The sequence below is a fragment of the Duganella sp. OV510 genome, assembly GCF_900100205.1.
GTDB lineage: Bacteria > Pseudomonadota > Gammaproteobacteria > Burkholderiales > Burkholderiaceae_D > Rugamonas.
In genome coordinates this window covers 25,669-48,731 of sequence record NZ_FNEQ01000006.1, presented here as the reverse complement: position 1 = coordinate 48,731, position 23,063 = coordinate 25,669, and the positions used below count along the sequence as shown (strand labels likewise).

At 61.2% G+C, this 23,063-nt stretch carries 18 protein-coding genes; 2 read left to right on the top strand and 16 right to left on the bottom strand.

Features of this window, described 5'->3' with window-relative positions; translation table 11 throughout:
- Window positions 1-129 precede the first annotated feature (129 nt).
- The gene (locus BLS51_RS16700; RefSeq protein ID WP_090184826.1) at window positions 130-633 is read left to right on the top strand and encodes a GAF domain-containing protein; all 504 of its coding nucleotides are present in this window, start codon (window positions 130-132) and stop codon (window positions 631-633) included.
- Window positions 626-1,045: a DNA-binding transcriptional response regulator gene (locus BLS51_RS16695; RefSeq protein WP_090184824.1), complete on the top strand. Its 420-nt coding sequence runs from the start codon at window positions 626-628 to the stop codon at window positions 1,043-1,045. The genes BLS51_RS16700 and BLS51_RS16695 overlap by 8 nt, the downstream gene beginning before the upstream one ends.
- Before the next feature lie 35 nt (window positions 1,046-1,080).
- Here the strand turns inward: BLS51_RS16695 and BLS51_RS16690 are convergent, their stop codons facing one another.
- The 16 genes from BLS51_RS16690 to BLS51_RS16615 form a co-directional block, all read right to left on the bottom strand.
- Window positions 1,081-2,019: a LysR family transcriptional regulator gene (locus BLS51_RS16690; RefSeq protein WP_090184821.1), complete on the bottom strand. Its 939-nt coding sequence runs from the start codon at window positions 2,017-2,019 to the stop codon at window positions 1,081-1,083.
- 56 nt (window positions 2,020-2,075) lie between these two features.
- Entirely contained in the window at window positions 2,076-3,017 is a 942-nt protein-coding gene (locus BLS51_RS16685; RefSeq protein ID WP_090184818.1) for a glycoside hydrolase family 43 protein, read from the bottom strand.
- Between the two features lie 46 nt (window positions 3,018-3,063).
- Window positions 3,064-4,041 carry a galactofuranose ABC transporter, permease protein YjfF gene (yjfF, locus tag BLS51_RS16680; protein ID WP_373994332.1) on the bottom strand — a complete coding sequence of 326 codons (978 nt, stop codon included), beginning with the start codon at window positions 4,039-4,041 and terminating at the stop codon, window positions 3,064-3,066.
- 8 nt (window positions 4,042-4,049) lie between these two features.
- The gene (locus BLS51_RS16675) at window positions 4,050-5,081 is read right to left on the bottom strand and encodes an ABC transporter permease (RefSeq protein WP_090185905.1); all 1,032 of its coding nucleotides are present in this window, start codon (window positions 5,079-5,081) and stop codon (window positions 4,050-4,052) included.
- A 112-nt stretch (window positions 5,082-5,193) separates the two neighbouring features.
- On the bottom strand, window positions 5,194-6,846 hold the full coding sequence (locus BLS51_RS16670; RefSeq protein ID WP_090184813.1) for a sugar ABC transporter ATP-binding protein: 1,653 nt from the start codon (window positions 6,844-6,846) through the stop codon (window positions 5,194-5,196).
- 5 nt (window positions 6,847-6,851) lie between these two features.
- Window positions 6,852-7,817 (bottom strand): ABC transporter substrate-binding protein, encoded by a 966-nt coding sequence (locus BLS51_RS16665; protein ID WP_090184809.1) that lies wholly within the window; start codon window positions 7,815-7,817, stop codon window positions 6,852-6,854.
- 110 nt (window positions 7,818-7,927) lie between these two features.
- The gene (locus tag BLS51_RS16660; RefSeq protein WP_090184806.1) at window positions 7,928-10,396 is read right to left on the bottom strand and encodes a glycoside hydrolase family 127 protein; all 2,469 of its coding nucleotides are present in this window, start codon (window positions 10,394-10,396) and stop codon (window positions 7,928-7,930) included.
- Window positions 10,396-11,409: an arabinan endo-1,5-alpha-L-arabinosidase gene (locus BLS51_RS16655; RefSeq protein ID WP_090184803.1), complete on the bottom strand. Its 1,014-nt coding sequence runs from the start codon at window positions 11,407-11,409 to the stop codon at window positions 10,396-10,398. The genes BLS51_RS16660 and BLS51_RS16655 overlap by 1 nt, the downstream gene beginning before the upstream one ends.
- A 12-nt stretch (window positions 11,410-11,421) precedes the next feature.
- A complete protein-coding gene (locus tag BLS51_RS16650; RefSeq protein ID WP_090184800.1) occupies window positions 11,422-12,996 on the bottom strand; it encodes a glycoside hydrolase family 43 protein in 1,575 nt (524 codons plus the stop codon).
- Between the two features lie 4 nt (window positions 12,997-13,000).
- Window positions 13,001-14,542, bottom strand: a complete 1,542-nt coding sequence (locus BLS51_RS16645; RefSeq protein WP_090184797.1) for an alpha-N-arabinofuranosidase — start codon at window positions 14,540-14,542, stop codon at window positions 13,001-13,003.
- Window positions 14,543-14,558: 16 nt separating this feature from the next.
- Entirely contained in the window at window positions 14,559-16,571 is a 2,013-nt protein-coding gene (locus BLS51_RS16640; RefSeq protein WP_229208068.1) for a glycoside hydrolase family 97 protein, read from the bottom strand.
- Window positions 16,572-16,661: 90 nt separating this feature from the next.
- Complete coding sequence (locus BLS51_RS16635; RefSeq protein WP_090184793.1) at window positions 16,662-17,429, bottom strand: SDR family NAD(P)-dependent oxidoreductase; 768 nt, start codon at window positions 17,427-17,429, stop codon at window positions 16,662-16,664.
- Between the two features lie 35 nt (window positions 17,430-17,464).
- Window positions 17,465-19,033, bottom strand: a complete 1,569-nt coding sequence (locus tag BLS51_RS16630) for an aldehyde dehydrogenase (NADP(+)) (RefSeq protein ID WP_090184790.1) — start codon at window positions 19,031-19,033, stop codon at window positions 17,465-17,467.
- Window positions 19,030-20,022 carry an AraD1 family protein gene (gene araD1, locus BLS51_RS16625; protein ID WP_090184787.1) on the bottom strand — a complete coding sequence of 331 codons (993 nt, stop codon included), beginning with the start codon at window positions 20,020-20,022 and terminating at the stop codon, window positions 19,030-19,032. Before araD1 ends, BLS51_RS16630 begins: the two co-directional genes overlap by 4 nt.
- Window positions 20,023-20,073: 51 nt before the next feature.
- On the bottom strand, window positions 20,074-21,816 hold the full coding sequence (locus BLS51_RS16620) for an IlvD/Edd family dehydratase (protein WP_090184784.1): 1,743 nt from the start codon (window positions 21,814-21,816) through the stop codon (window positions 20,074-20,076).
- Between the two features lie 132 nt (window positions 21,817-21,948).
- Window positions 21,949-23,004, bottom strand: a complete 1,056-nt coding sequence (locus BLS51_RS16615; protein WP_090184781.1) for an aldose epimerase family protein — start codon at window positions 23,002-23,004, stop codon at window positions 21,949-21,951.
- Window positions 23,005-23,063 lie beyond the last annotated feature (59 nt).

Sequence of the window (23,063 nt, the reverse complement as noted above, 5' to 3'; positions counted from 1 at the left end):
GCGATTTTGCGACAGATTGCTGACTGAGTCAACAATCTGTCGCGCAACCGCACGGAAATGCGCCATCAGCGGCGGTTAATGTTAGAGTAAGCACAACACGACTACGCGGCCGCCGCGCCGTCTCACGCCATGTTAGCTGCGCCGATTCCACCGTATGACAAGGAGCGCCTCGCCGTCCTGCGCGAAATGCTGATCCTGGATACGCCGCCCGAAGAACGCTTCGACAGGGTGGTCGAGTTTGCGGCGCAGGAGTTTGATGTGCCGATCGCACTGATATCGCTGCTCGATGAAAACCGCCAGTGGTTCAAAGCGCGCGTCGGCGTAGACGTCTGCGAAACCACCCGTGACATTTCCTTCTGCGGCCACGCCATCCTGCAACCGGATATCTTCATTATTCCGGATTCGCGCACGGATGAGCGCTTTGCCGACAACCCGCTGGTCGTCAATCCTCCGCATGTGATTTTTTACGCCGGCGCGCCATTGCGCATGCCGTCGGGCTTCGTCATCGGCACGCTGTGCATTATCGACCACGAGCCGCGCACGCTGGACGCCACCGAAATGGCCATCTTCACCTCCCTGCGCGACCTTCTACTGGAAGAACTGGCCAACCCTGTGGAGGCGCCTCATGCATGACGCATCCTCGAAGAACCTGAACATGCTGCTGGTGGAAGAACAGCCGCTGCTGCGCAAAACTGTCTCGATGACGGCGCGCTCGCTGGGCATCGGCACCGTCCACGAGGCGGCCACCGTGAAGGCGGCCGAACGCATGCTGCGCGAGCATGCGTTCCAGGGTGCGGTGATTTCAATCGATTGCAGTGCCGAGGCGGGCTGCTTCTACAATCTCGCCCTGCTGGACAAGGTCCGCAACGGCATGTCAGCCAGCGACGCGGCCATTCCCATCGCGGTAATGGTTGACCAGGCCACCGCAGACCTGATGCGCGAACTGCGCGACCGCCATGTCAACCGCGTCATCCTCAAGCCCTTCCGCGCCAGAATACTGCTGGAAGCGTTTGAGTCGTTCGGCGGCACGGCCACGCAACGATAGCCAGCGTACCGAGTCGCCGTGCGCTGGCCGCGTAGTCAGTAGATTTCGCGAGCCACTTCGCGCACGGATTTCAGCAGCAGCTCGGCGCCCGGCGATAAAATGTGACCATTGACGGTGATAATGCCGAAGGCATCCATGCGGCATGGCAGCTCGATCGGCAGGATGTTCAGCACACCCTGCGATTCATAGTACTTGGCCACCGCGATCGGCATGACGTTGAGCGCGTCCGTTTGCTGCAGCAGCGGTTTAATCAGCAGCACCGCCGTGGTGTCGACCACGTTGACCGGCACTTCCAGACCAGCGCGGCGGAACATCAGCTCGCAGCGCGCGCGCAAAATGGAGCCTTGCGGCGGCAGTATCCACGGCTGATTGGAGATATCGCGCAGTTGCAGACTCTTCGACTTCATTAGCGGGTGGCCGACCCGCACCACCGCGCACGCCGGCTCATCGCCAAGTTCTTCATAGCTCAGGCCTTGCGCGCTTTCCCGCTCCGGAATGCGACCGATCATGAAGTCCAGGCGGCCGCGCTGTAACTGCTCCAGCAGCACATTCGACAGCTCCATTTCGACGCCGATGCGCAGCTTGGGCGCCAGCTGCTTGGTGCGTGTGATCGCCTGCGGCAGCAGCGCGATCCCCGGCGTCATGATGGTGCCGATGTCCACCTGCCCGGCCAGGCCAGCCTTGATGGCGACGATATCCTCGTGCGCCAGCGAGAGGCTGGTCAGCGCCATGCGGGCATGGCGTATCATCGTCTCGCCGTAGATGGTCGGTTCCATGCCGCGCGGCAGCCGGTCGAACAGCTGCACGCCCAGCATCTCCTCCAGGTCCTTCAGCTGCTTGGACGCGGCGGGCTGCGTCATGTGCAGCTCCTCGGAGGCGCGGTGGATGTTGCGTTGTTCGTCCAGCGCGATCAGCAGCAGCAGCTGGCGCGTTTTCAGGCGCGCGCGCAGGAACCAGTTGGGGTTAGTATCCATACTTTAATGATATCATGATCGATATTGATTATTGGACAATATCGTTTTTTCCGATATCACTTGCATGCAGCACTAGGATTGGCTGCCGGGCCTTCCTTGGTCTGCTTGATGAACGGAATGGTGCCGTCGGCGTTATAGCTGAACTCTTCCACCGCCACCGAACGGCGATACTCGCCGCCGCCCGGCAGTTTGGCGTTATGGTAGAAGATGTAGTTCTTGCCGTTGAATTCGACGATGGCCTGGTGGATGGTTTTCACCTTCTCGTTCTTCGACATGATCACGCCCTGGAATTTCCACGGGCCGGTGGCACTGGGACCGGTGTAGTACGCCGTCTCTTCCGGGAAGTCGCGCGAGTACGACAGGTAGTAGGTGCCTTTGCGCTTGTGCAGATACGGCGCCTCAGTGAAGCGGTCCATGCCAACGGTGTGGATCGGGCCATCGAATTCGATCATGTTGGGTTTCAGCTTGGCGTACTTCATCACCGTGTTGCCCCAGTAGAGGTAAGCCTGGCCATCGTCGTCGATGAACACGCCCGGATCGATGTCGTCCCAGGCGATTGGCGCTTCCAGCGTCATGTCGTTGGTGACCAGTGCCGAGCCGCGCGCGTCAACGAACGGGCCTTCCGGCTTGTCCGATACAGCAACGCCGATGGCGCGGCCTGGAATCTTGGCGTGGTCCACGGTGGCGTAGAAGTAGTATTTGCCGTCACGCTTGGTGATGTCGGCCGCCCAGGCGTCCACTTTGCCGATCGCCCATTTGAAGGCCGACGGCTGGAGAGGTGAACCGCGATCGGTCCAGTTCTTCATGTCGCAGCTGGAGTACATGCGCCATTCCTTCATGACGTAGTCCTTGTCGGTCGGCGATGCCTGATCATGGCCGACGTACAGGTAGACCGTGCCATTCTCGACAAAGGCCGCAGGATCGGCGGTGAACAGTTTCGGGAACAGTGGGTTGGCCGCTTGCGCGGCGCAAGCCAGCAGGCTCGCCGCAGCGAACATCAGACTTTTTTTCAAGGTACTCTCCAGTGTGTAAATATCGTCTTGATTATTTTTTATTTGCGCGCATCGTCATGACGCGTTGTACTACGCAGAAGATGAACAGCAGACCGCCGATGACAATCTTGGTCCACCAGGAGCTGAGCGTGCCATCAAACGCGATCAACGTCTGAATGGAACCCAGCACCAGTACGCCGGTCAGTGCGCCAGCCACGTAGCCGTAGCCGCCGCTGAGCAGCGTGCCGCCGATCACCACGGCGGCAATGGCGTCCAGCTCCGTGCCCTGCGCGTGCAGGCCGTAACCGGACAGCATGTAGAACGAGAACAGCACGCCGGCCAGCGCAGCACACAAGCCGCTGAAGGCGTAGATCAGCACCTTGGTACGCGCTACGCGCAGGCCCATCATCAGCGCCGATTGCTCATTGCCGCCGACAGCGTAGATGGCGCGGCCGAATGGCGTGCAGTGCGCAACATAGATGGCGACCGCCAGCACCGCCACCGCAATCAGCGCGCCCGGCGAGATGAAGCAGTCGCCAACCGGCAGCTGCGTTTGCGACATCGTGACGAAAAACGGGTCTTCGATGGTGATCGAGTTAATGCTGATCAGGTAGCACAGGCCGCGCGCCAGGAACATGCCGGCCAGCGTGACGATGAAGGGTTGCAGTTTGAAATAATGGATCAACGCGCCCTGCGCGGCGCCGAACACGGTGCCGATGGCCAGCGCGATGGCAATCACCAGGATCGGGTTCCAGTGCCAGGTTTGCAGCATGTAGGCGCACACCATGGTGGTCAGCGCCAGCACCGAACCAACCGACAGGTCGATGCCGCCGGACAGGATGACGAAGCTCATGCCGACCGCGATCACCAGCAGGAAGGCGTTGTCGATCAACAGATTGAACATCACCTGCAGCGACAGGAAGCCGGGATAGGCTGCGCCGCCGGCGCCCAGCAGGACCACCAGCAGGAATACGGTAATCAGGGACGTAAAGTATGGCGACGTCGTGAACGACGGCGCTGGAAGGCTCATGCTGCTCATTATGCTTTACCTCCGCGGGCCGCAGGGAAAGCACGGCGCCACATATTCTTGAACTCAGCCGACTGCGAGACGCAGATGACAAACACCACGATCGATTTGACCACCATATTGATTTCCGGCGGCAGGCCGAGGGAGTAGATGGTGTAGGTCAGTGTCTGGATAATCAGCGCGCCGATCACGCTGCCGGCCAGGCTGAATTTGCCGCCGGCCAGCGAGGTGCCGCCCAGCGTCACGGCCAGGATGGCATCCAGTTCCAGCAGCAGGCCGGCGTTGTTGGCGTCCGCGCTCTTGATGTTGGAGGTGATCATTAATCCCGCCACGCCGGCACAGGCGCTGCAGAACACGTACACGAAGAAGATCAGCACTGCAGTCTTCAGGCCGGCCAGGCGCGCCGCCACCGGGTTGATGCCGACCGACTGGATGAACAGGCCGAGCGCCGTTTTACGCAACAGCAGCGCCGTGACGATGAACACGGCCGCCACGATGTACAGCGAGAACGGCAGGCCAAGCAGATAGCCGCTGCCGATGAAGAAGAACGGCTGGTAGTAGACGGTGATGATCTGGCCATCGGTGAACAGCTGCGCCAGGCCGCGTCCCGCCACCATCAGGATCAGCGTAGCGACGATCGGTTGCAGGCCCAGGCCGGCGACCAGTGCGCCGTTCCATGCGCCACACAGCAGTGCCGCGCCCATGGCGACGGCAAGTGCGATCCACATCGGCGTATTGGCGACGTATTCGGGCGTGCCGTTATTCATGACCATGGTGCCGCCGATGAGCATCGCGGCGACGGTGCCGCTGATGGCGACGGTGGCGCCGACCGAGATGTCGATGCCGCGTGTGGCGATCACCAGCGTCATGCCGATGGCTGCCAGGATCAGCGGCGCGGCGCGGTTGGCGATGTCGATCAGGCTGCCGTACAGGTGGCCATCCTTGATCTCCAGGTGGAAGAAGCCGGGAATCATGATGAAGTCAATCAGCAGCAGGATCGCCAGCGCGGCCAGTGGCCGGAATAATGGATGTTGCACAAACATAGGCAGATTCGATTGGGTTGATGCGGCGGGAGGCACGCGCGCGCGCCCAGCGACAGCTGAAGCCAGGGCGGCGGGCGACGGCGGGCGCGCGTCGCTGGCATCGCCTGGCGAGTTATGCATGCTGGTCTCCTGCCGCGATCACGTGCAGCACGGAGGTTTCGTCCAACGCGCCGCGCGGGTATTCGCCGCCCTGCTTACGGTCGCGCATGACAACGATGCGGTCGCTGACGCGCAGCACTTCCGGCAGTTCGGACGAGATGAACAGGATGGACATGCCTTTCTTGCACAGCGCGGCGACGTAGTCCATGATTTCCTGCTTGGCGCGCACGTCGATGCCGCGAGTAGGTTCGTCCAGGATCAGCAGTTTTGGATCGGTCACCAGCCAGCGTGCCAGCAGTACCTTCTGCTGGTTGCCGCCGGAGAGCGAGCCGATAGGCGTCTCGATGCTGGCAGTCTTGATGCCGAGCGCTTTCACGTATTCTTCCGCCAGTTGCTGCTGGCGTTTCAGCGGAATGGCACGCATGATGCCCATGCGGGCTTGCAGTGCCAGGATCAGGTTCTCGCGCACCGACAGGTCGAGGATCGCACCTTCGTGCTTGCGGTCTTCGGAGCAGAAGCCGATGCCTGCGGCGATGGCGTCGCGCGGCGAAGCGAAGTTGCGCTCCTTGCCGTCAATGGTGATTGAGCCGGTGTCCGCCTTGTCCGCGCCGAACAGCAGACGTGCCGCCTCGGTGCGGCCAGAACCCAACAGGCCGGCAAGGCCCAGCAACTCGCCCTTGCGGATCTCCAGATCCATCGGTAGCAACGCCCCCTTGCGGCCCAGGCCCACGGCGCGCAGGAAGGACTGGAAGCGCGATTGTCCCGCCCCGCCGCCCTCACCCGCAGCCTCGGCACCCGCTGCACCCGCAGCAGTCGCGCTTACGTCCCGCGCATCGCTTGCGGTTTTTCCTACCGCCACGCGCTGCGCGCCCGCCCCATCGGCCTGCATAGCTACGCGGGCCGGCGCACTGCTCGCGGCAGCGACTGCACCAATCATCTTGTTCACCAGCTCAACGCGCGACAAATCTGCGGCCAGGTACTCGCCTTCCCGCTCACCGTTTCGCATTACCGTGATGCGATCCGAAATCGCATATGTCTGGTCCAGGAAGTGCGTCACAAACAGAATCGCCATGCCCTGCTCGCGCAGGCCACGCAAAACGCTGAACAGCAGATCCACTTCCTTCTCATCCAGCGACGAAGTCGGCTCATCCAGAATCAGCACCTTGGCCGACACCAGCAGCGACCGCGAAATCGCCACCATCTGCTGGATCGCCAGCGGGTACTGCGCCAACGGCAGCGTTACATCGATACGAATCTGCATCCGCTCCAGCAGCTCCGCCGCCTGCTTCTCCATGCCAGCCCAGTCGATACGGCCAAACTTGCGCGGATAACGGCCCATGAAGATATTCTCCGCCACCGACAAATTCGGGCAGAGATTCACCTCCTGATAAACAGTGCTGATACCATGGTTCTGCGCATCCAGCGTGGACTGCGGCTGAATCGACTGCCCCGCCAACAGGATCTCTCCATGCTCCGGCGTATAAACGCCAGTCAGCACTTTAATCAAGGTCGACTTGCCGGCGCCATTCTGGCCCATCAGCGTATGGACTTCACCCGGATAGAGATTGAGCGACACGCCATTCAAAGCCTGCACACCGGTGAAGGCTTTGCTGATGCCGCGCAGCTCCAGCACCGGGGTCGCGGGTGCGGAAGAATTCATCGTCATCGGTATCAGTATTTACGGTTCGGGAATTCCTTGGCCGCGACTTCGGCCGGGAATACGCCTTCCTGCGTCACAACGCGCTTAGGTACAGGCTTCTTGGCCACGACGTCCTTGGCGATCTGCATCAACTGAGGGCCAAGCAGCGGATTGCACTCGACGGTCACGTTCAGCTTACCGGCGATCATCGCCTCGAAAGCGCCTTTGACGCCGTCGATCGAAATCACCAGGATATCCTTGCCCGGTTTCAGGCCGGCTTCCTCGATCGCCTGAATGGCGCCGATGGCCATGTCGTCATTGTGCGCGTACAGCACATTGATCTTCTTGCCTTCGGCTTTCAGGAAGGCTTCCATGACTTCCTTGCCCTTGGCACGGGTGAAATCGCCGGTCTGCGAGCGCAGTACCTTCAGCTTCGGATTGCCGGCGATGATCTCCTCAAAGCCTTTTTTGCGGTCCAGCGCAGGTGCTGACCCCACGGTGCCTTGCAGCTCAACGATATTCAAAACGGCATCAGGCGTTTTCTTTTGACGCTCCACCAGCCAGCGGCCGGCGCGGCGGCCCTCTTCAACGAAGTCCGAGCCGAGGAAGCTGACGTACAGCGAAGGATCGCTGACATTGACCGCGCGGTCGGTCAGGATCACCGGAATGTTGGCGCGTTTCGCTTCGCGCAGCACGGTATCCCAGCCCGACTCCACCACCGGCGAGAACGCGATCACGTCGACGCGCTGGGCGATGAAGGAGCGGATGGCCTTGACCTGGTTTTCCTGCTTCTGCTGGGCGTCGGCGAATTTCAGGGTGATGCCCTCTTTCTTCGCCGCGTCCTTGATCGATACGGTATTCGCGGTGCGCCATTCACTTTCAGCGCCGACCTGGGAGAAGCCGATTACCAGCGGTTTGGCGGCAAAAGCGCCTGGTGCGCTGAGGGTGATGGCGGCGGCCAGCGCGGTGGACAGTACGGTTCTGCGATTGCATGTCATGGCAAGTCTCCTGTAAGTTTTTTTTATAGTGTTATTTGGATCAATACTATGAGAAACATAAATATCTATCCAATGATATTTTCACACTCTGCAATATCTTTTTTGGTATGTCAGCGCAGCAGGCGTAGTCCATACAGGCCGCCGGCGAGCGAACCCTCGCGTGCGACGAACTTGACTATCAGCTTGCCAGCCCCTGCTACGCCGGGCGGAATTGGGTAATCACGTGTGTACAGTTCGTGCGGCGCGCTGGCGTCCAGACGCACTTCGGCCAGCAGTTGGTCGTTGATTAAGATATCGAAGCGGCGGCCGGCGTCGAGTTTTGAATATGTCAACCGCAGCACGCGCGCCTCTCCTTTTTTGTCGGTGAGGTCGTAGCTGAACCAGCCGGTTGCATGGCGCCAGTGCTTGCCTTTGTTGATGCCAGCGTCCGCGCCTTCGGCATTGAAGAAGTGATCGGATTCAGGCTGCTGCTCACCGGGCGCCACCTGGTCGATGGTCTGGGCGTCCAGCGCCAGGCGCTCTTTCTCGTCCGCAGCTGCTTGCGCGCGGCGTTTGGCCAGCTCACGCGGCGTCGAGTAAGGCCAGTAGACGACGTAGCGGGCGTCGTGCACGCGGAAGAATGGCACGAAGGTTGTCGGGCCGGTGGTTGCGGCTTGCACCAGTCCCGGCGCGGTGAAGGTCAGTGGACGGCCTGGCACGGCACGGAAACGGCCGGCAAACGCCGTGCTGTCGCTGACCAGCACCGGCGCCTGCTCCAGAGGCACCACCGGACCGCTGGCGATGTGGCCCATGCGGCTGTCATCGGCGAGGTAGTTGAGCTGCTCGCCAGGGAAAGGATCGCTTTTTGCCGCCAGCACCACAGGGCCATGCAGCACGGCGTAATAATCAGATTTGTCGGGCATCTGCTCAATGCGCGTTTTCATCGGCAGGTGGATCTCGACCTTGTCGCCATCGCGCCATGCACGGCGCACGTTGACATAGCGGTCGGCACCGATGGCCGCCGCTACTGGCTTGCCGTTGACGGCGATACGCAATGCGCCCTGCTCCACCCACTCCGGGTAGCGGATCTTCAGCGTGAAGGTCTTGTTGCCCTTGACTGTGATGGTGCTCTTTTCTTCATCCGGGAAGCGGTTGGCCTGGCGGATTTGCACGCCCTGTTCGCGCCAGTCCAGCGTTGACGGGATGAACAGGTTGACGTACAGGTTATCGCCTCGATGTGCGTAGATGAATTCTCCGTACTTGGCGTGGCTTTCGATACCGGAGCCAACGCAGCACCACATGGCCTTCTGCGGCTGCGAGTAGACGCGGTAGTGATTCGGCCGCATCGGCGTGAAGTAGACGAAGCCTCCGCTGTCCGGGTGCTGCGACGACAGGATATGGTTGTACAGCGCGCGCTCGTAATAGTCGGCATAGCTTCCCTTGGCGTCGCCCTGGAACAGCAGCTCGGTCAACTTGAGCATATTGTAGGTGTTGCAGGTCTCGGGGCCTTCCACTTCGTCAATCATGGACGAGAAGTCCTTATCGTCGTGGAAGTGCTCTTTGACGCTGTTGCCTCCGATGGCGACAGTGCGGTGATCGTGAACGGTCTGCCAGAAAAAGGCGGCGGCCTTTTGCCAGTCCTTGCGGCTGGTGATGTCGCCAATGCGCTTGAAGCCGATGACTTTCGGGATCTGCGTGTTGGCGTGCAGGCCGGTTAGCTGGTCCTTGCCTTGTTCCAGCGGTTGCAGGATAGCCTGATGTGAAAAACGGATGGCCAGGTTCATGTATTTCTGCTGGCCGGTCATCTGCGCGACGTCGGCCAGGACTTCGTTCATGCCGCCGTGTTCTGCGCGCAGCATGGATTGCATTTGTTCGTCGTTCAGGTGCGCGGTGAGGCGGATGGTCCATTCGCAGAGGGCGATCAGCATGGCGCGGGCGTCTTCGTTGCCGGCGTAGACGTACGCGTCACGCAGGCCGGCGTAGGTTTTGTGGAGGTTGTACCACGGGACCCATTTGCCGTTGACGGAGAAGTTGTCCGCCTGAAGTTTGCCGTTGGCGATATCCTGCCATACGGTTGCGCCGCCGGGGATGCCGCCGATGTAGCCGTTGCCGTTGGCTTGCTGACAGCGTTTAAGTTCGGCGACGGCGTAGTTCAGGCGTTGGTGGATTTCCTTGTCGCCAGTAGATGCGTACATCAGCGCCAGCGCGGACAGGTAGTGGCCGCCCATGTGGCCATCGAGGCCAGTGGATTCCCAGTTGCCGTAAGTGGGCTGCTTGAGCGGCAAGCCGGCTTCGCGCAGGAATGGCGCCAGCAGGCGGTCCGCATCCAGCGAGAGGATGTAGCGCAGGTCGGTCCGTTGGGCATCCAGGAAAGGACTCGGTCCGAGCCGCACGGCGCTCAGCGGGAACAGTGCCACCGGGCCGTCCTTCAGCGCATCCGGCGTAGCGATAGCCGTGCCCGAGGCAGCAAACGCGCCGTGAGACGCGACCGTGGCAGCCGTGCCAGCGGCCAGCTTCAGCACCCGCCGACGCACCGGACGCCGAGGAGAAAGCGATTCCGCAGCCTGCGCTGGGCCGATATCCGTGCGCGAGGCAGCCATTATTTTGCAGGCAGCTGGACGCTGCGATATTTGTTGAGATCAGCCTTGTCAACAGCTGGCCAGCCAGCGGCGTCAAACTGCATCGGCATGATCTTCAACTTCTGCAGGTAGTTATCCGCCGTCTCATAGGCGTGCAGCACCAGGTATTCCTTGCCGTCGAAGGTGTAGGCGCTGTTGTGGCCGAGGCCCTTCCAGTCCTTGTCGCCGGCAATCACCAGCGTGCCGCCGCCCTTCATCATGTCGACGCCGTTCTTATCCACATACGGACCAGTGACCGATTTCGAGCGTCCCACCATTACGTGATAAGTGCTGTCCGCCTTCTTGCAGCACAAGCCGAATGACACGAACTGATAATAGTAATCGCCCTTCTTGAAGATGTACGGCGCCTCGATCTCGCCAGCGCCAGCCTTCTCGCCCGAACCGGAAGCACCATTGGTGCGGCTGGCGATCGCATGCCATTCCTGCGGCTCGGCCAGGCCAGTCCACTCCTTATTCAGCTTGACGATTTTCAGCCCGCTCCAGAAGGAGCCGAACGACATCCATGCATCGCCCTTCTCATCCTGAATCACATTTGGATCGATGGCGTTCCAGTCGTCGCGGTTAGGCACCGACTGGAGTACCATCCCTTGATCTTCCCACTTGTAATCAGACGAACGAGGATTCAGCGTTTTATTGACGGTGACGCCGATACCGGACGTGTTCTTGCCAAAGCCCGAAACGGAATAGTACAGATAATATTTCCCGTTATGGAACTGAACATCGGGCGCCCAGATATGATCGTCGAACGTTGGCGCAGCCTTCTTCGCCCACACCGGCTGGCCCTTGAAAACGCGGCCCTCCGGCGTCCAGTTCTTCATATCCTTCGAGCTGTAGAAAGTGATACCCGGCCCCGTGCTGAACACGTAGTAGGTATCGCCCTCTTTCGCCATCACCGGATCATGCACGCTCACTTCCTTGGCCGTGCTGCCCGCTGCCGCCAGCGCGAACGCCACCATCGATAAAACATACTTCATATCTCGCCTCTCTTAATTACCAGTACGCGCGCCCCAGATGGACACACCATCCACCGACTGCGCCGTCCACGTCACCACAAACGCGCTGGCATTGGTGTTCCACTGACGCGACAACACGCCAGCGAAAGTCCCGGCCGTGCCCAGCGTCAGGGTGATCCTGTTGCTGCCATCATGCTTCCACGTTCCGCTGGCCGCGCCCGACACCGTACCATCCGCCGCCAGTACAACATTCGAAGACGTCTTGATCGTCGTCGAAATGTCCTTGCCGTGGTTAATCATCTTGTACGTGCCCACCACGTCGGCCGCCGTCACTTCCGCCGACAGCGACGTCGCGTTTTTGCTTAGCGGTGCGTAACGGAACGGCGCCACCACCGGCCAGCCATCCGCATTGATGAACATCTCATGCACGCGGATCTGATGCAGTTCGCCGGAATTCGGGAAGCGCGTATGGAAGATCAGGAAGTACTGCCCGGTCGACGCCTCATAATAAGCCGAGTTGTGGCCCGGCGACACATAGCCAAGCGGCACGCCCGTCTCACCCGCCGCCAGCGCGAACTGGTGATTGCCCATGATCTTCTGGCCGAATGGCGCGATGGTTGCATCGTCAAACAACGGCAGCGCGGGATTCGACTTGACGTTGGCCATGTCGTTGCCCTTTGCGTCCAGATACGGACCATCCGGATTCAGCGAACGCGCAACGCGCATGTTGTAGGCGCCATTCGCATCCAGCCCACCAAAAGAGGTGAACATATAGTAGAACTTGGACTGCGCGCTATACATCACGTATGCGCCTTCGATGCGGCTGTGATTCCCGCCGATCAGGTGCTTGCCATAGCCCTGTCCGGGCTTCTGCAAGCCGGTGGCCGTGTCCATCTCCAGGATGAAGATGCCGCCCGAGTACGACCCATAGATCATCCACAGCTTGCCATTCTGGTCGAAGAAGGTGTTCGGATCGACCACGTTCGGCATCGTCAGTGCATCGTAGATGGTCACGCCGTCTTCGCCTGGCAGGCCCCACATGCCGGACTTCAGCAGGATCTGCTTGTTGATGTACGGGCCTTCCACCTTGTCTGCCACAGCCAGGCCGAGCGCCGAGCGCGGGGAGTCGCCTTTGCAGGCGCAGTAGTAGTGATAGAACTTGCCATCGGCAAGGCGGACCACGTCCGGCGCCCAGGTATCGGTAACCTGTGCCCAGGCGAAGGTGTCTGCCAGTGCGGTCACCACATTGTTGAACAATGGATTTGCCGCGTTGACGCCGTCGGCGATCTTGGTCCAGTTCATCAGGTCCGTCGATTTGGCCGCCGCCAGGTGGGAGCCGAACACGTAGAACGTGCCGTCCACCTTGATGACGGATGGATCGTGGACCGATGCCTCGCCAAACGTGACGGTGGTTGGCGTTGGAGTCGGCGTCGGTGTCGGTGTCGGTGTCGGCGTTGGTGTCGGCGTTGGCGTTGGTGTCGGCGTTGGAGCAGGCGTCGGCGTTGGAGTGACGCTGCCGCCACCTCCCCCGCCGCCGCAACCGGCCAACACCAAGGCCACACCGCCCGCAGTAATTACCTTGCGGCGGGTGAGCTTGATGTCATCCATGCGTTTACTCCACTGCCACCACGATCACGGCCTTGGCCGGAACCTTGACAGTCAGCTTGCCATCCGCACCAGCGCTGGCGCTGAATGCTGCCGGCTTGATCGCTTGCGGCGCAGCGAAGGTGTTGTGCGCATCCATCGCAGCAGCAGTCAGGACACGGCCCTTGACCGACTTCACAGCCTGGCCAGGAATATTCACCGCCACATCGACAGCCTTGTTCGGATTCGTATTCACCAGTGCCACATACACCTTGCCATCCTTGGCGCGCGCCGCCGATGCACTGATCTCAGGGACCTTGAAACCGCCAGCCGAATAGTCCGGATTATCCTTCAGCGAAATCGGCAACGAAGTCGCGCCCTGGAACGGCACATACATCTGGTACGCGTAATAGGTTGGCGTCAGCAGCATCTTGTCCTTGTCGGTGATGATCATCGCCTGCAGCACATTGACCATCTGCGCGATATTCGTCATCCGCACGCGCTCGGCGTGAGCGTGGAAGATGTTGAAGTTCAGCGCCGCCACCACCGCGTCACGCAGGGTGTTTTGCTGGAACAGGAAGCCAGGGTTGGTGCCCTTTTCCACGTCATACCAGGTGCCCCACTCGTCGACGAACAGACCCAGTTTCTTCTCCGGGTCATGCTTGTCCATGACGGCGCTGTTTTTCTGGATGTGGCTTTCCATGCGCAGCGTGTTGGACAGGGTCGAGATCCACTCGTTTTCCTGGAAGCCGGTCGACGCTCCCTTGCCTTCCCACTTGCCAGTCGGGATGGTGTAGTAGTGGAAGCTGATGCCTTCGGTTTGCTTCTTCAGCTCCTTGCTCAGCACATCCGACCAGGTCAGGTCGTTGTCGTTACCGCCGCTGGCGATGATCTTCGGACGGTACTGCTTCGGCGCGCGCAGGAAGGTCTCGACCTGCTTGTACAGGTCCGAGTAATACTGCGGGCTCATATTGCCGCCGCAGCCCCAGGCCTCGTTACCGACGGCGAAGTAAGCCACCTTGAATGGCTTGTCGTGGCCGTTTTTGCGGCGCAGGTTGGCCAGCGTCGATTTGCTGTCGGAGGTCATGTACTCGACCCACTCCGACATTTCCTGTGCGCTGCCGGTGCCCAGGTTGCCGTTGACGTAGGCGTCCGCGCCCAACAGGTCGACCAGGTCGAAGAACTCGTGCGTGCCGACGGCGTTGGATTCATCCACGCCGCCCCAGTTGGTGTTGACCTTGACCGGGCGCTTCTCGCGCGGGCCGATGCCATCGCGCCAGTGGTATTCGTCGGCAAAGCAGCCGCCCGGCCAGCGCACCAGCGGCACCTGGATGTCTTTCAGCGCGCCGACCACGTCGTTGCGCCAGCCCTTGGTGTTAGGGATTTTCGATTTCGGGCCGACCCAGATACCTTCATAGATACCGGTGCCCAGGTGTTCGGCGAACTGGCCGTACACGTCCTTGTTGATCACCGCGCCCGGCTTGCCGGTGTCGATGGTGATTTCTGCTGCGAATGCGCTGCCCGAGGCCAGCATGCACAGGGCGAGTACGCCGCGTTGGATTGGGTTCATTGATTAGTCTCCTGTTTTATAGTTGGATGACAAAGCCGCCATGCGGCTTGACGGTGACGACTACTTTTTTGCCGGCGGCGATGGCGCGCTGGTTGAAACTACGGGCTTCCTTGCCATCGGTGATGATGACGCCCTGCTTGCTGCCGACGAAGGACAAGTCCAGCGTCAGCGTTTTCTCTTTGTCGGCGCCGTTGATGCCGGCGATGTACCAGGTATCGCCGGAGCGGCGCGCGACGACGGCGTACTTGCCGGGATAGCCGTCAACCAGGCGGCTGTCGTCCCAGCTGCGTGGTACGTTCTGCATGAATTTCTTTACGTAGTCCGGCGCGGTGGCCATGCCTTCTGGCGTGTCGGCGAAGTGCTGGATGCCGGACAGGTAGAGCACCGAGGTGGCCAGTTCAAAGCCGTTGGTGCTGGCGCGCTTGATCTTCGGGATATCGCCGAAGACGACCGGCGTGAAGTCCATCGGATCGAACAGGTTGCGGGTGAACGGCAGCATGGCGGCGTGGCTCGGCATCGCCTCCTGATCCTTCTGTTCGAAGGTGGTGAACTCGAAACCTCTGATCGCTTCCATCGTCATCAGGTTAGGCCAGGTGCGATGCCAGCCGCGCGGCAGCGTCGAGCCGTGGAAGTTGACCAGCAAACCGGCTGCCGCAGCGTCGCGCAGGATGTCGTTGTAGTAGGCGATCATCGATTGGCCATCGCCGGCAAAGAAGTCGATTTTCAGGCCCTTGATGCCGATGTCGCTCAGGCGCTTGAATTCCTTGACGCGCTGTTCGTGCGTGAGCAGTTGGCCTTTGGGGGAATATTCAGTTTTATTCCATGGGCCGGAGGAGTTGTACCAGAGGATCAGGCCGACGTTTTTCTTTGCCGCGTAGTCGGCCAGTTCCTTGATCTTGTCGTAGCCGATGTTGCGGTCCCAGTTGACGTCGATGAGGGTGTATTCCCATTTCATGTCGGCGGCGTAGTCGATGAACTTCTTCTGTACGTCGTAGACGATGGAGTCATCTTTCAGGATCGCCCAGCTCCACGAGGCGCGGCCCGGCTTGATGCGGGTGGCGTCGAAGGCGACGGCCGGTGCGGCCAGGTCGGTGCCCAGCGTGGAGTTGGTGACGGTGCTCAGCGAGCCGAGGGCGATGATGCGCCATGGCGAGGTAAGCGTACCCTCCACTTCGGCCATCAAGCCGCCATTGGTGTAGACCTCCGGCGCCATCGGGTTCCCGATGCGGTATTCGCCGCCGCTGGAATCCTGCGCCAGGCGTGAGGCTTGCCAGCTGCCGTCCATATTGGCTTCGGAGATGGCGAGCCAGTTGGCGCCGGTGCGGAACAGCGCGGGGAATACCCAGCCAGCTTCGGTTGGTGATTTGGCGCCTACCGGGATCTCCATCTGGTAGTGCTCTTCGTAGGATGGATTGGTGTTGCTCCAGCCGGTTTGGGCAACGGACATCGGTTGCAGCCAGGCTTTGGCGCCGGCGGGCAGCGCGAAGGTGGTGTGTTCCTGCACCAGCTTTTTCAGCGGCAGCGATGGCTCGGCCACGACGTAGCGGAATGCGACGCCGTCGTTGGAGACGCGGAAGACGACGTCGATCTTCTGCTGTTTGGCGTTTTGCAGCGACCAGATTTGCTCATTGGCGCGGTAGGTGATGTCCTTGCGTTTGCCGACCGCCATCTGGTAGTGGTCTTCCACCGCGCGCGGCGCGGAGGCGGCCACCAGCGACAGGTCGTTGGCCAGGTCGGCGCCGGCGAGTTGCAGGCCAAGTTCCGAGGCCAGCAAGACAGGCTTGCCATCGCGCGCAATCGTGTACGTCAGCTTGCCATCAGCGGCACGCACCGTAACAGCGATATGGTTGTCAGGGCTGCGCAGCGCCGCAAAACGCGCGGCGGACGACGCGGAGCCGGTTGCAGCGGCGGCCAACGCGGAGGCGGTTGCGGCGCGGGTAGGCGACGCGGTATTAGTTTGTGCGGCGGCCGGGCCGGCCGCGAGGATTGCAGCGGCGCAGGACAGCGCCGTGACTACGGTTGTATTCACCATGTTCCTACCATTTATCTATGGTTGAGATACCCCGCCGCATCGTACGTGCGGTTGTCTCCGGGGGCGAACAGTGTTACTGCAAGCGGTTTATACCCAGCCTGCGTCGACGATAAATTCCTGCGCGGTGCACATGGCGCCGTCCTCGGCGGCCAGGAAAAGCACCATCGATGCCACGTGCTGCGGCATCAGCTTGTTCTGCAAGCACTGATTGCGCTTGATGTCTTCTTCACCGGCATCGTCCAGCCACAGGTCGATCTGGCGCTGGGTCATCACCCAGCCTGGCGTAACGGTGTTGACGCGGATGCCGTGGGCGCCGAATTCGCGCGCCAGGCCACGGGTCAGACCATGCGTGGCTGCCTTGGTGGTGGCGTAGGCTGGATAGCCTGCGTTCTTGACGTGCCAGGAGATCGAACCGACGTTGATGATGGAACCGGCGCCCTTCTTCTTCATGCCTTCCAGGACAGCCTGGCAGGTGAAGAACATCGGGCGCTGGTTGACGGCGATGCACTTGTCCCAGAATTCTTGCGTGACTTCGGCGGTTTCGTGGCGCTGGTCATTGGCGGCGTTGTTGACCAGGATGTCGAAGTCGCCGACCAGGCCAGCCAGTTCAGTGATGGTGGCTTGCAGCGCAGGGATGTCTGTGATGTCACACTGGCGGAACAGCGGCTCAGGATAGCCGGCTTCCTTCACGCGGCGCACCAGCGCCAGGCTTGGATCGCGGGCGATATCGACGAAGGCAACTTGCGCGCCTTGCTCTGCGAAAGAGATGACCATCGCTTCGCCGATACCGGTACCGCCGCCGGTGATGAATACGCGCTTTCCGCGCAAGCTGCCGAACTTGGCCAGTTGTGTCATACAGTCTCCATTATTATCGTCGCTCCGGCGACTGTTTAGTTGCGGGTCAATTCGCCTTCGCGGCGCAGCCAGGTGGCGCTGCCGTTATCGCGCAGGACTTCCGGCAGCAGCGCCTGCGACAAGTTCTGGTAGCACACCGGACGCAGGAAACGCGTGATTGCGCCGGTGCCGACCGAGGTGGAACGACCGTCCGACGTCGACGGGAACGGGCCGCCGTGCACCATGGCGCTCGCAACTTCCACACCGGTTGGATAGCCATTGGCCAGGATGCGGCCCACTTTACGCTCCAGCACAGGCAGCAGCGACTGCGCCGCCTCAAGGTCACCTTCGTCCATTTGCAGCGTGGCGGTCAGCTGGCCTTCCAGTTTTTCCGTCACCTGGCGCAGTTCGGCCACATCCTTGCACGCGATGACCAGCGACGCCGGGCCAAAGATTTCCTCTTGCAGCGCATGCTGCGACAGGAAAGCCGATGCCGACGACACGAACAGCGCAGGAGCGCCCTTGCCTTCTGCCTGCGGCGCCAATGCCAGCGTCTTCACATCCGCATGTTCCGCCAGTTGGCTGACACCGCGAGCGAAGTTGCCAGCAATACCCGGCGACAGCATCGAGCAGGCTGCGCCGCCCACCAGCGCTTGCGAGGCAGCGGCGGTGAAGCGTTGCAGATCCGGACCATCAATCGCCAGCACCAGGCCAGGATTGGTGCACATCTGGCCCACGCCCAGCGTCAGCGACGCGGCGAAGCCGGCGGCGATATCTTCAGCGCGGTTCTTCAATGCGTTCGGCAGCAGGAAGACCGGATTGATCGAGCTCATTTCAGCGTAGACCGGAATCGGCACCGGACGTGCCGCAGCGGCGGCCATCAGCGCCATGCCACCACCACGCGAGCCGGTGAAGCCGACCGCCTTGATGGCTGGATGACGCACCAGCGCTATGCCCAGCTCATTGCCCACGCCGGTCAGCAACGAGAATACGCCAGCTGGCAAGCCGCAGATCTCCACCGCTTTGACGACCGCGCGGCCGACCAGCTCCGAGGTGCCAGGGTGCGCAAAGTGCGCCTTCAGCACTACCGGGCAACCGGCAGCCAGCGCCGATGCGGTGTCGCCACCGGCGACAGAAAAGGCCAACGGGAAGTTACTGGCCGCGAAAACAGCCACAGGGCCGAGGCCGATCATGCGCATGCGCAGGTCCGGACGCGGCGGCGTACGGTCTGGCAGAGCTTTGTCAAAGCGCACATCGTGCCACGAGCCTTCGCGCAGCAGGTTGGCAAACAGTTTCAGCTGACCGACAGTGCGGCCACGCTCACCTTCCACGCGGGCGCGCGGCAGGCTGGTTTCTTCCATCACGCGCTCGACCAGCACATCGCCGATCGCCATGATCTGATCGGCGATGGTGTCGAGGAAGGCCGCACGCTTCTCGTCGCTCAGCGAACGGAAGGTGTCGAAGGCTTCGTCGGCCAGGCGGCAGGCCTGGTCGATCTGCGCCGCGTCCACGGTACGGAACTCAGGCTCGATGACCTGGCCCAGCGCCGGGTTGAAAGCGCGGACGCCCGCGCCCGTGCCTTTGACGGCCTGGCCGCCAATGAGTGCATCGCCGGTAATGATCATAAGGTTTTCACTTTCGCGACTTCGGTTTTGAATACGGCCAGCTTGTTGCGCAGCGCCGGGCCGAATTGCGGCGAATCGATTTCAAAGGTTTCGCCAGGCTGCACCACGATGTTGTCGGCCACGCTCAGCGTGGCGGTGCCGAAGAAGTGCACGTGCACGTCGCCCGGACGCTTGAACAGCGGGTACTTGAAGTGGTGGTGCTCCAGGTTGGCGATGGTGTGCGACATATTCTGTTCGCCGCTGAAGAATGGCTTCTCCCAGCGTACCTTGCCTTCCTTGTCGTAGATGCGCGAGGTGCCTTCAATGCTGGCAGGCGCTTCGCCGACCAGCAGAGCCGGGCCCAGGCCGCAGACGCGCAGCTTGGAGTGGGCCAGGTACAGGTAGTTCTGGCGCTCGGTCACGTGGTCCGAGAATTCGTTACCGATGGCGAAACCCACGCGGTAAGGCAGGCCGTCGTCGCCGATGACGTACAGGCCAGCGACTTCCGGCTCTTCGCCGCCGTCCAGCGCGAAGTCCGGCATGGCCAGGTCCTGGCCGCTGGCGGCCACGATCGAGCCGTCACCTTTGTAGAACCATTCCGGCTGCACGCCAGCGCTGCCGGCGGCTGGCTTGCCGCCTTCCACGCCCATGCGGAACATCTTCATGGAGTCGCTCAGGGATTCGACATCGCCGCCGATTTTCTTGTGCATGGCGTCGCGGGTGTCAGCGGAGCCCAGGTGGGTCAGGCCGGTGCCGGTGACGTAGGTGTGGGCGTCGTCGGTGTGATCCAGTGGCGACAGCAGGCGGCCGGCTGCGGCTACAGTGTCGAAAGCAGCAGTTTGTGCACCGACGGATTTTTCCACCAGCGCAGCCAGGCCGACGGATTTGCGGATCGCATCCTGGGCCAGCGCGTAGGTGGTGCTGTAGCCGTCGATGATGCGGATGGTGTTCTGTTCCAGCACGCCGACCTGGCGCGCGCCTTGTTCATTCTTGAATTGTACGAGTAGCATGGGAGTCCCCTTGGAATCGCGCCCTCCGTAGAGGGCGCAACGAGATGATGATTAATGCGAGTGGCGTGGTACGGCGGAGCCGCGGTTACCGACCAGGAAGTCGAAGTCGCAGCCTTCATCGGCTTGCAGCACGTGCTCGATGTACAGCTGCTGGTAGCCGGTCTTGGGACCTGGCGCGCTACCCGCCACGCGGACCGCCTGACGTGCAGCCATTTCCTCGTCCGAGATCTCCAGATCCAGCTTGCCGCCAGCGCAGTCCAGCGTGATCCAGTCGCCATCCTTGACGATGCCCAGCGGGCCGCCAGCCATGGCTTCCGGCGCCACGTGCAGCACCACGGTGCCGTATGCAGTTCCCGACATGCGCGCATCCGAGATCCGCACCATATCCTTGACGCCAGCCGCCAGCAGCTTCGGCGGCAGGCCCATATTGCCCACTTCCGCCATGCCTGGATAGCCTTTCGGGCCGCAGTTCTTCATCACCAGCACGGAATCCTTGGTGACTTCCAGGTCCGGGTCCATGATGCGCGACTTGTAGTGTTCAAAGTCCTCGAACACCACGGCCTGGCCGCGATGCTGCATCAGCTCAGGCGTCGCCGCCGATGGCTTCAGCACCGCGCCGCGTGGCGCCAGGTTGCCGCGCAGGATGCAGATGCCGCCATCCTTGCGGATCGGGTTATCCAGCGTGCGAATCACTTCCTCGTCATAGATAGGCGCATCAACGCAGTTTTCCCAGATGGTCTTGCCGTTGACGGTCAGCGCGTTCGGGTGCGGCAGGATGTTACCGTCGCCCATGCGGCGGATCACGCCTGGCAGGCCGCCGGCGTAATAGAACTCTTCCATCAGGAAGCGGCCCGAAGGCAGCAGGTCGACGATGGTTGGCGTGCCGCGACCGACACGGGTCCAGTCTTCCAGCTCCAGATCGACACCGATACGGCCGGCGATGGCTTTCAGGTGGATCACGGCGTTGGTCGAACCGCCGATGGCGGCGTTGACACGGATCGCGTTTTCGAAATTCTCTTTGGTCAGGATCTTCGACAGCTTCAGATCCTGCTTCACCATCTCGACGATGCGGATGCCCGACATGTGCGCCAGCACATAGCGGCGCGCGTCAACTGCCGGGATGGCGGCGTTGTGCGGCAGCGAAGTGCCCAGCGATTCGGCCATGCAGGCCATCGTCGATGCGGTGCCCATGGTGTTGCAGGTGCCGGCGGAACGCGAGTGACCCGCTTCGGCGCCGATGAACTCGTGCATCGAGATTTCACCAGCCTTGACCTGCTCGTGCAACTGCCAGACGGCAGTGCCGGAGCCGATATTCTTGCCGTTCAGTTTACCGTTCAGCATCGGGCCGCCGGTCACCACGATGGTCGGGATATCGACCGAGGCCGCGCCCATCAGCAGCGCAGGGGTGGTCTTGTCGCAGCCAACCAGCAGCACGACGCCGTCCATCGGATTGCCGCGGATCGATTCTTCCACGTCCATCGACGCCAGATTACGGGTCAGCATCGCGGTTGGGCGCAGATTCGATTCGCCGTTGGAGAATACCGGGAATTCAACCGGGAAGCCGCCGGCTTCGTAGATGCCACGCTTGACGTGTTCCGCCAGTTTGCGGAAGTGGGCATTACATGGGGTCAGCTCGGACCAGGTATTGCAGATGCCGATAATCGGCTTGCCTTCGAATTCATGATCAGGGATACCCTGATTCTTCATCCAGCTACGATACATGAAGCCGTTTTTATCTTGGGTACCGAACCACTCGGCGGAGCGCAGCTTCACCTTTTTGTCATTCTCAGACATGCATTTCTCCTCAGTATTTTCCTGTGCGGAGACGTGAATGTCATGCCTCCGCATCGATAAGGCATACTAAGTGGTACTGAGATAACTTTCCAATAAATTGTTTATCGATATCGATATCGAATTTGGTATAGCTCAGGCGATGCTGAACCTGTACGCCATCACCGTCGAGTATTCCTCGTTTGGACGCAGAATCGTCGATGGGAAGTCGGCGCGGTTCGGCGAATCCGGGAAGTGCTGCGGTTCAAGGCAGAAGCCGCTGCGATAGCCGTAGATGCGCCCTTTTCCACTCACGCCGTCATGCAGGAAGTTCCCGCTGTAGAACTGGATGCCCGGCTCCTGGGTCAGCACTTCCAGCACGCGGCCGGACGATGGCTCGACCACGCGCGCAGCAACCGCCAGGGCGCCCGGCTCTTTGTTCAGCACGAAATTATGGTCGTAGCCCGAGCCATAACCCAATTGCTCATCGTTTTGATCGATACGTTCACCGATGGTATGCGGCGTGCGGAAGTCGAACGGCGTACCCTCTACTTTTGCCGGCGCGCCGGCTGGAATCAGGCCGCTGTCGACTGGCGTATAGGCGTCGCCGAGGATGGTCAGCTCGTGGCCCAGGATATCGCCCTTGCCGGCCAGGTTGAAATAGGCGTGGTTGGTCAGATTGATCGGCGTCGCCTTGTCCGTGATGGCATGGAAAGCGATTCGCAGTTCATTATCGTTGCGCAGTTCGTAGATGACCGTGACTTCGGCGTTGCCTGGATAGCCTTGCTCGCCGTCCGGGCTCACGTAGGTCAGGATCAGACCCACGGATTTCGGCGTATTGAAGGTTTCGGCATTCCACAGGCGACGGTGGAAGCCGTCCGCGCCGCCGTGCAGGTGATTGACGCCATTATTGACATCCAGCTGATAGGCGACGCCGTCCAGCGTGAATCGGCCATTGCCGATGCGGTTGCCATAGCGGCCGATCAGCGCGCCGAAGTAATGCGAGTCGCCCATGTAGGGCGCGACGTCGTCGAAGCCATGGCAGACGTCGGCCAGCACGCCGTCGCGGTCCGGCACGTGCAGTTCGGCGATGACACCGCCGAGGTCACTGATCTTGGCGATCATGCCGTTGGCGTTGGTCAGGGTGTAGAGGGTGGCTTCGCGGCCGTCCGGCAGCGTGCCAAATGGGGATTCAGTGATCGTTGCTGACATATCGATTCTCTCATGGCGCGACGGCCGGCGGGATCTGATTCCTCGCCGGCCGTCGCAGG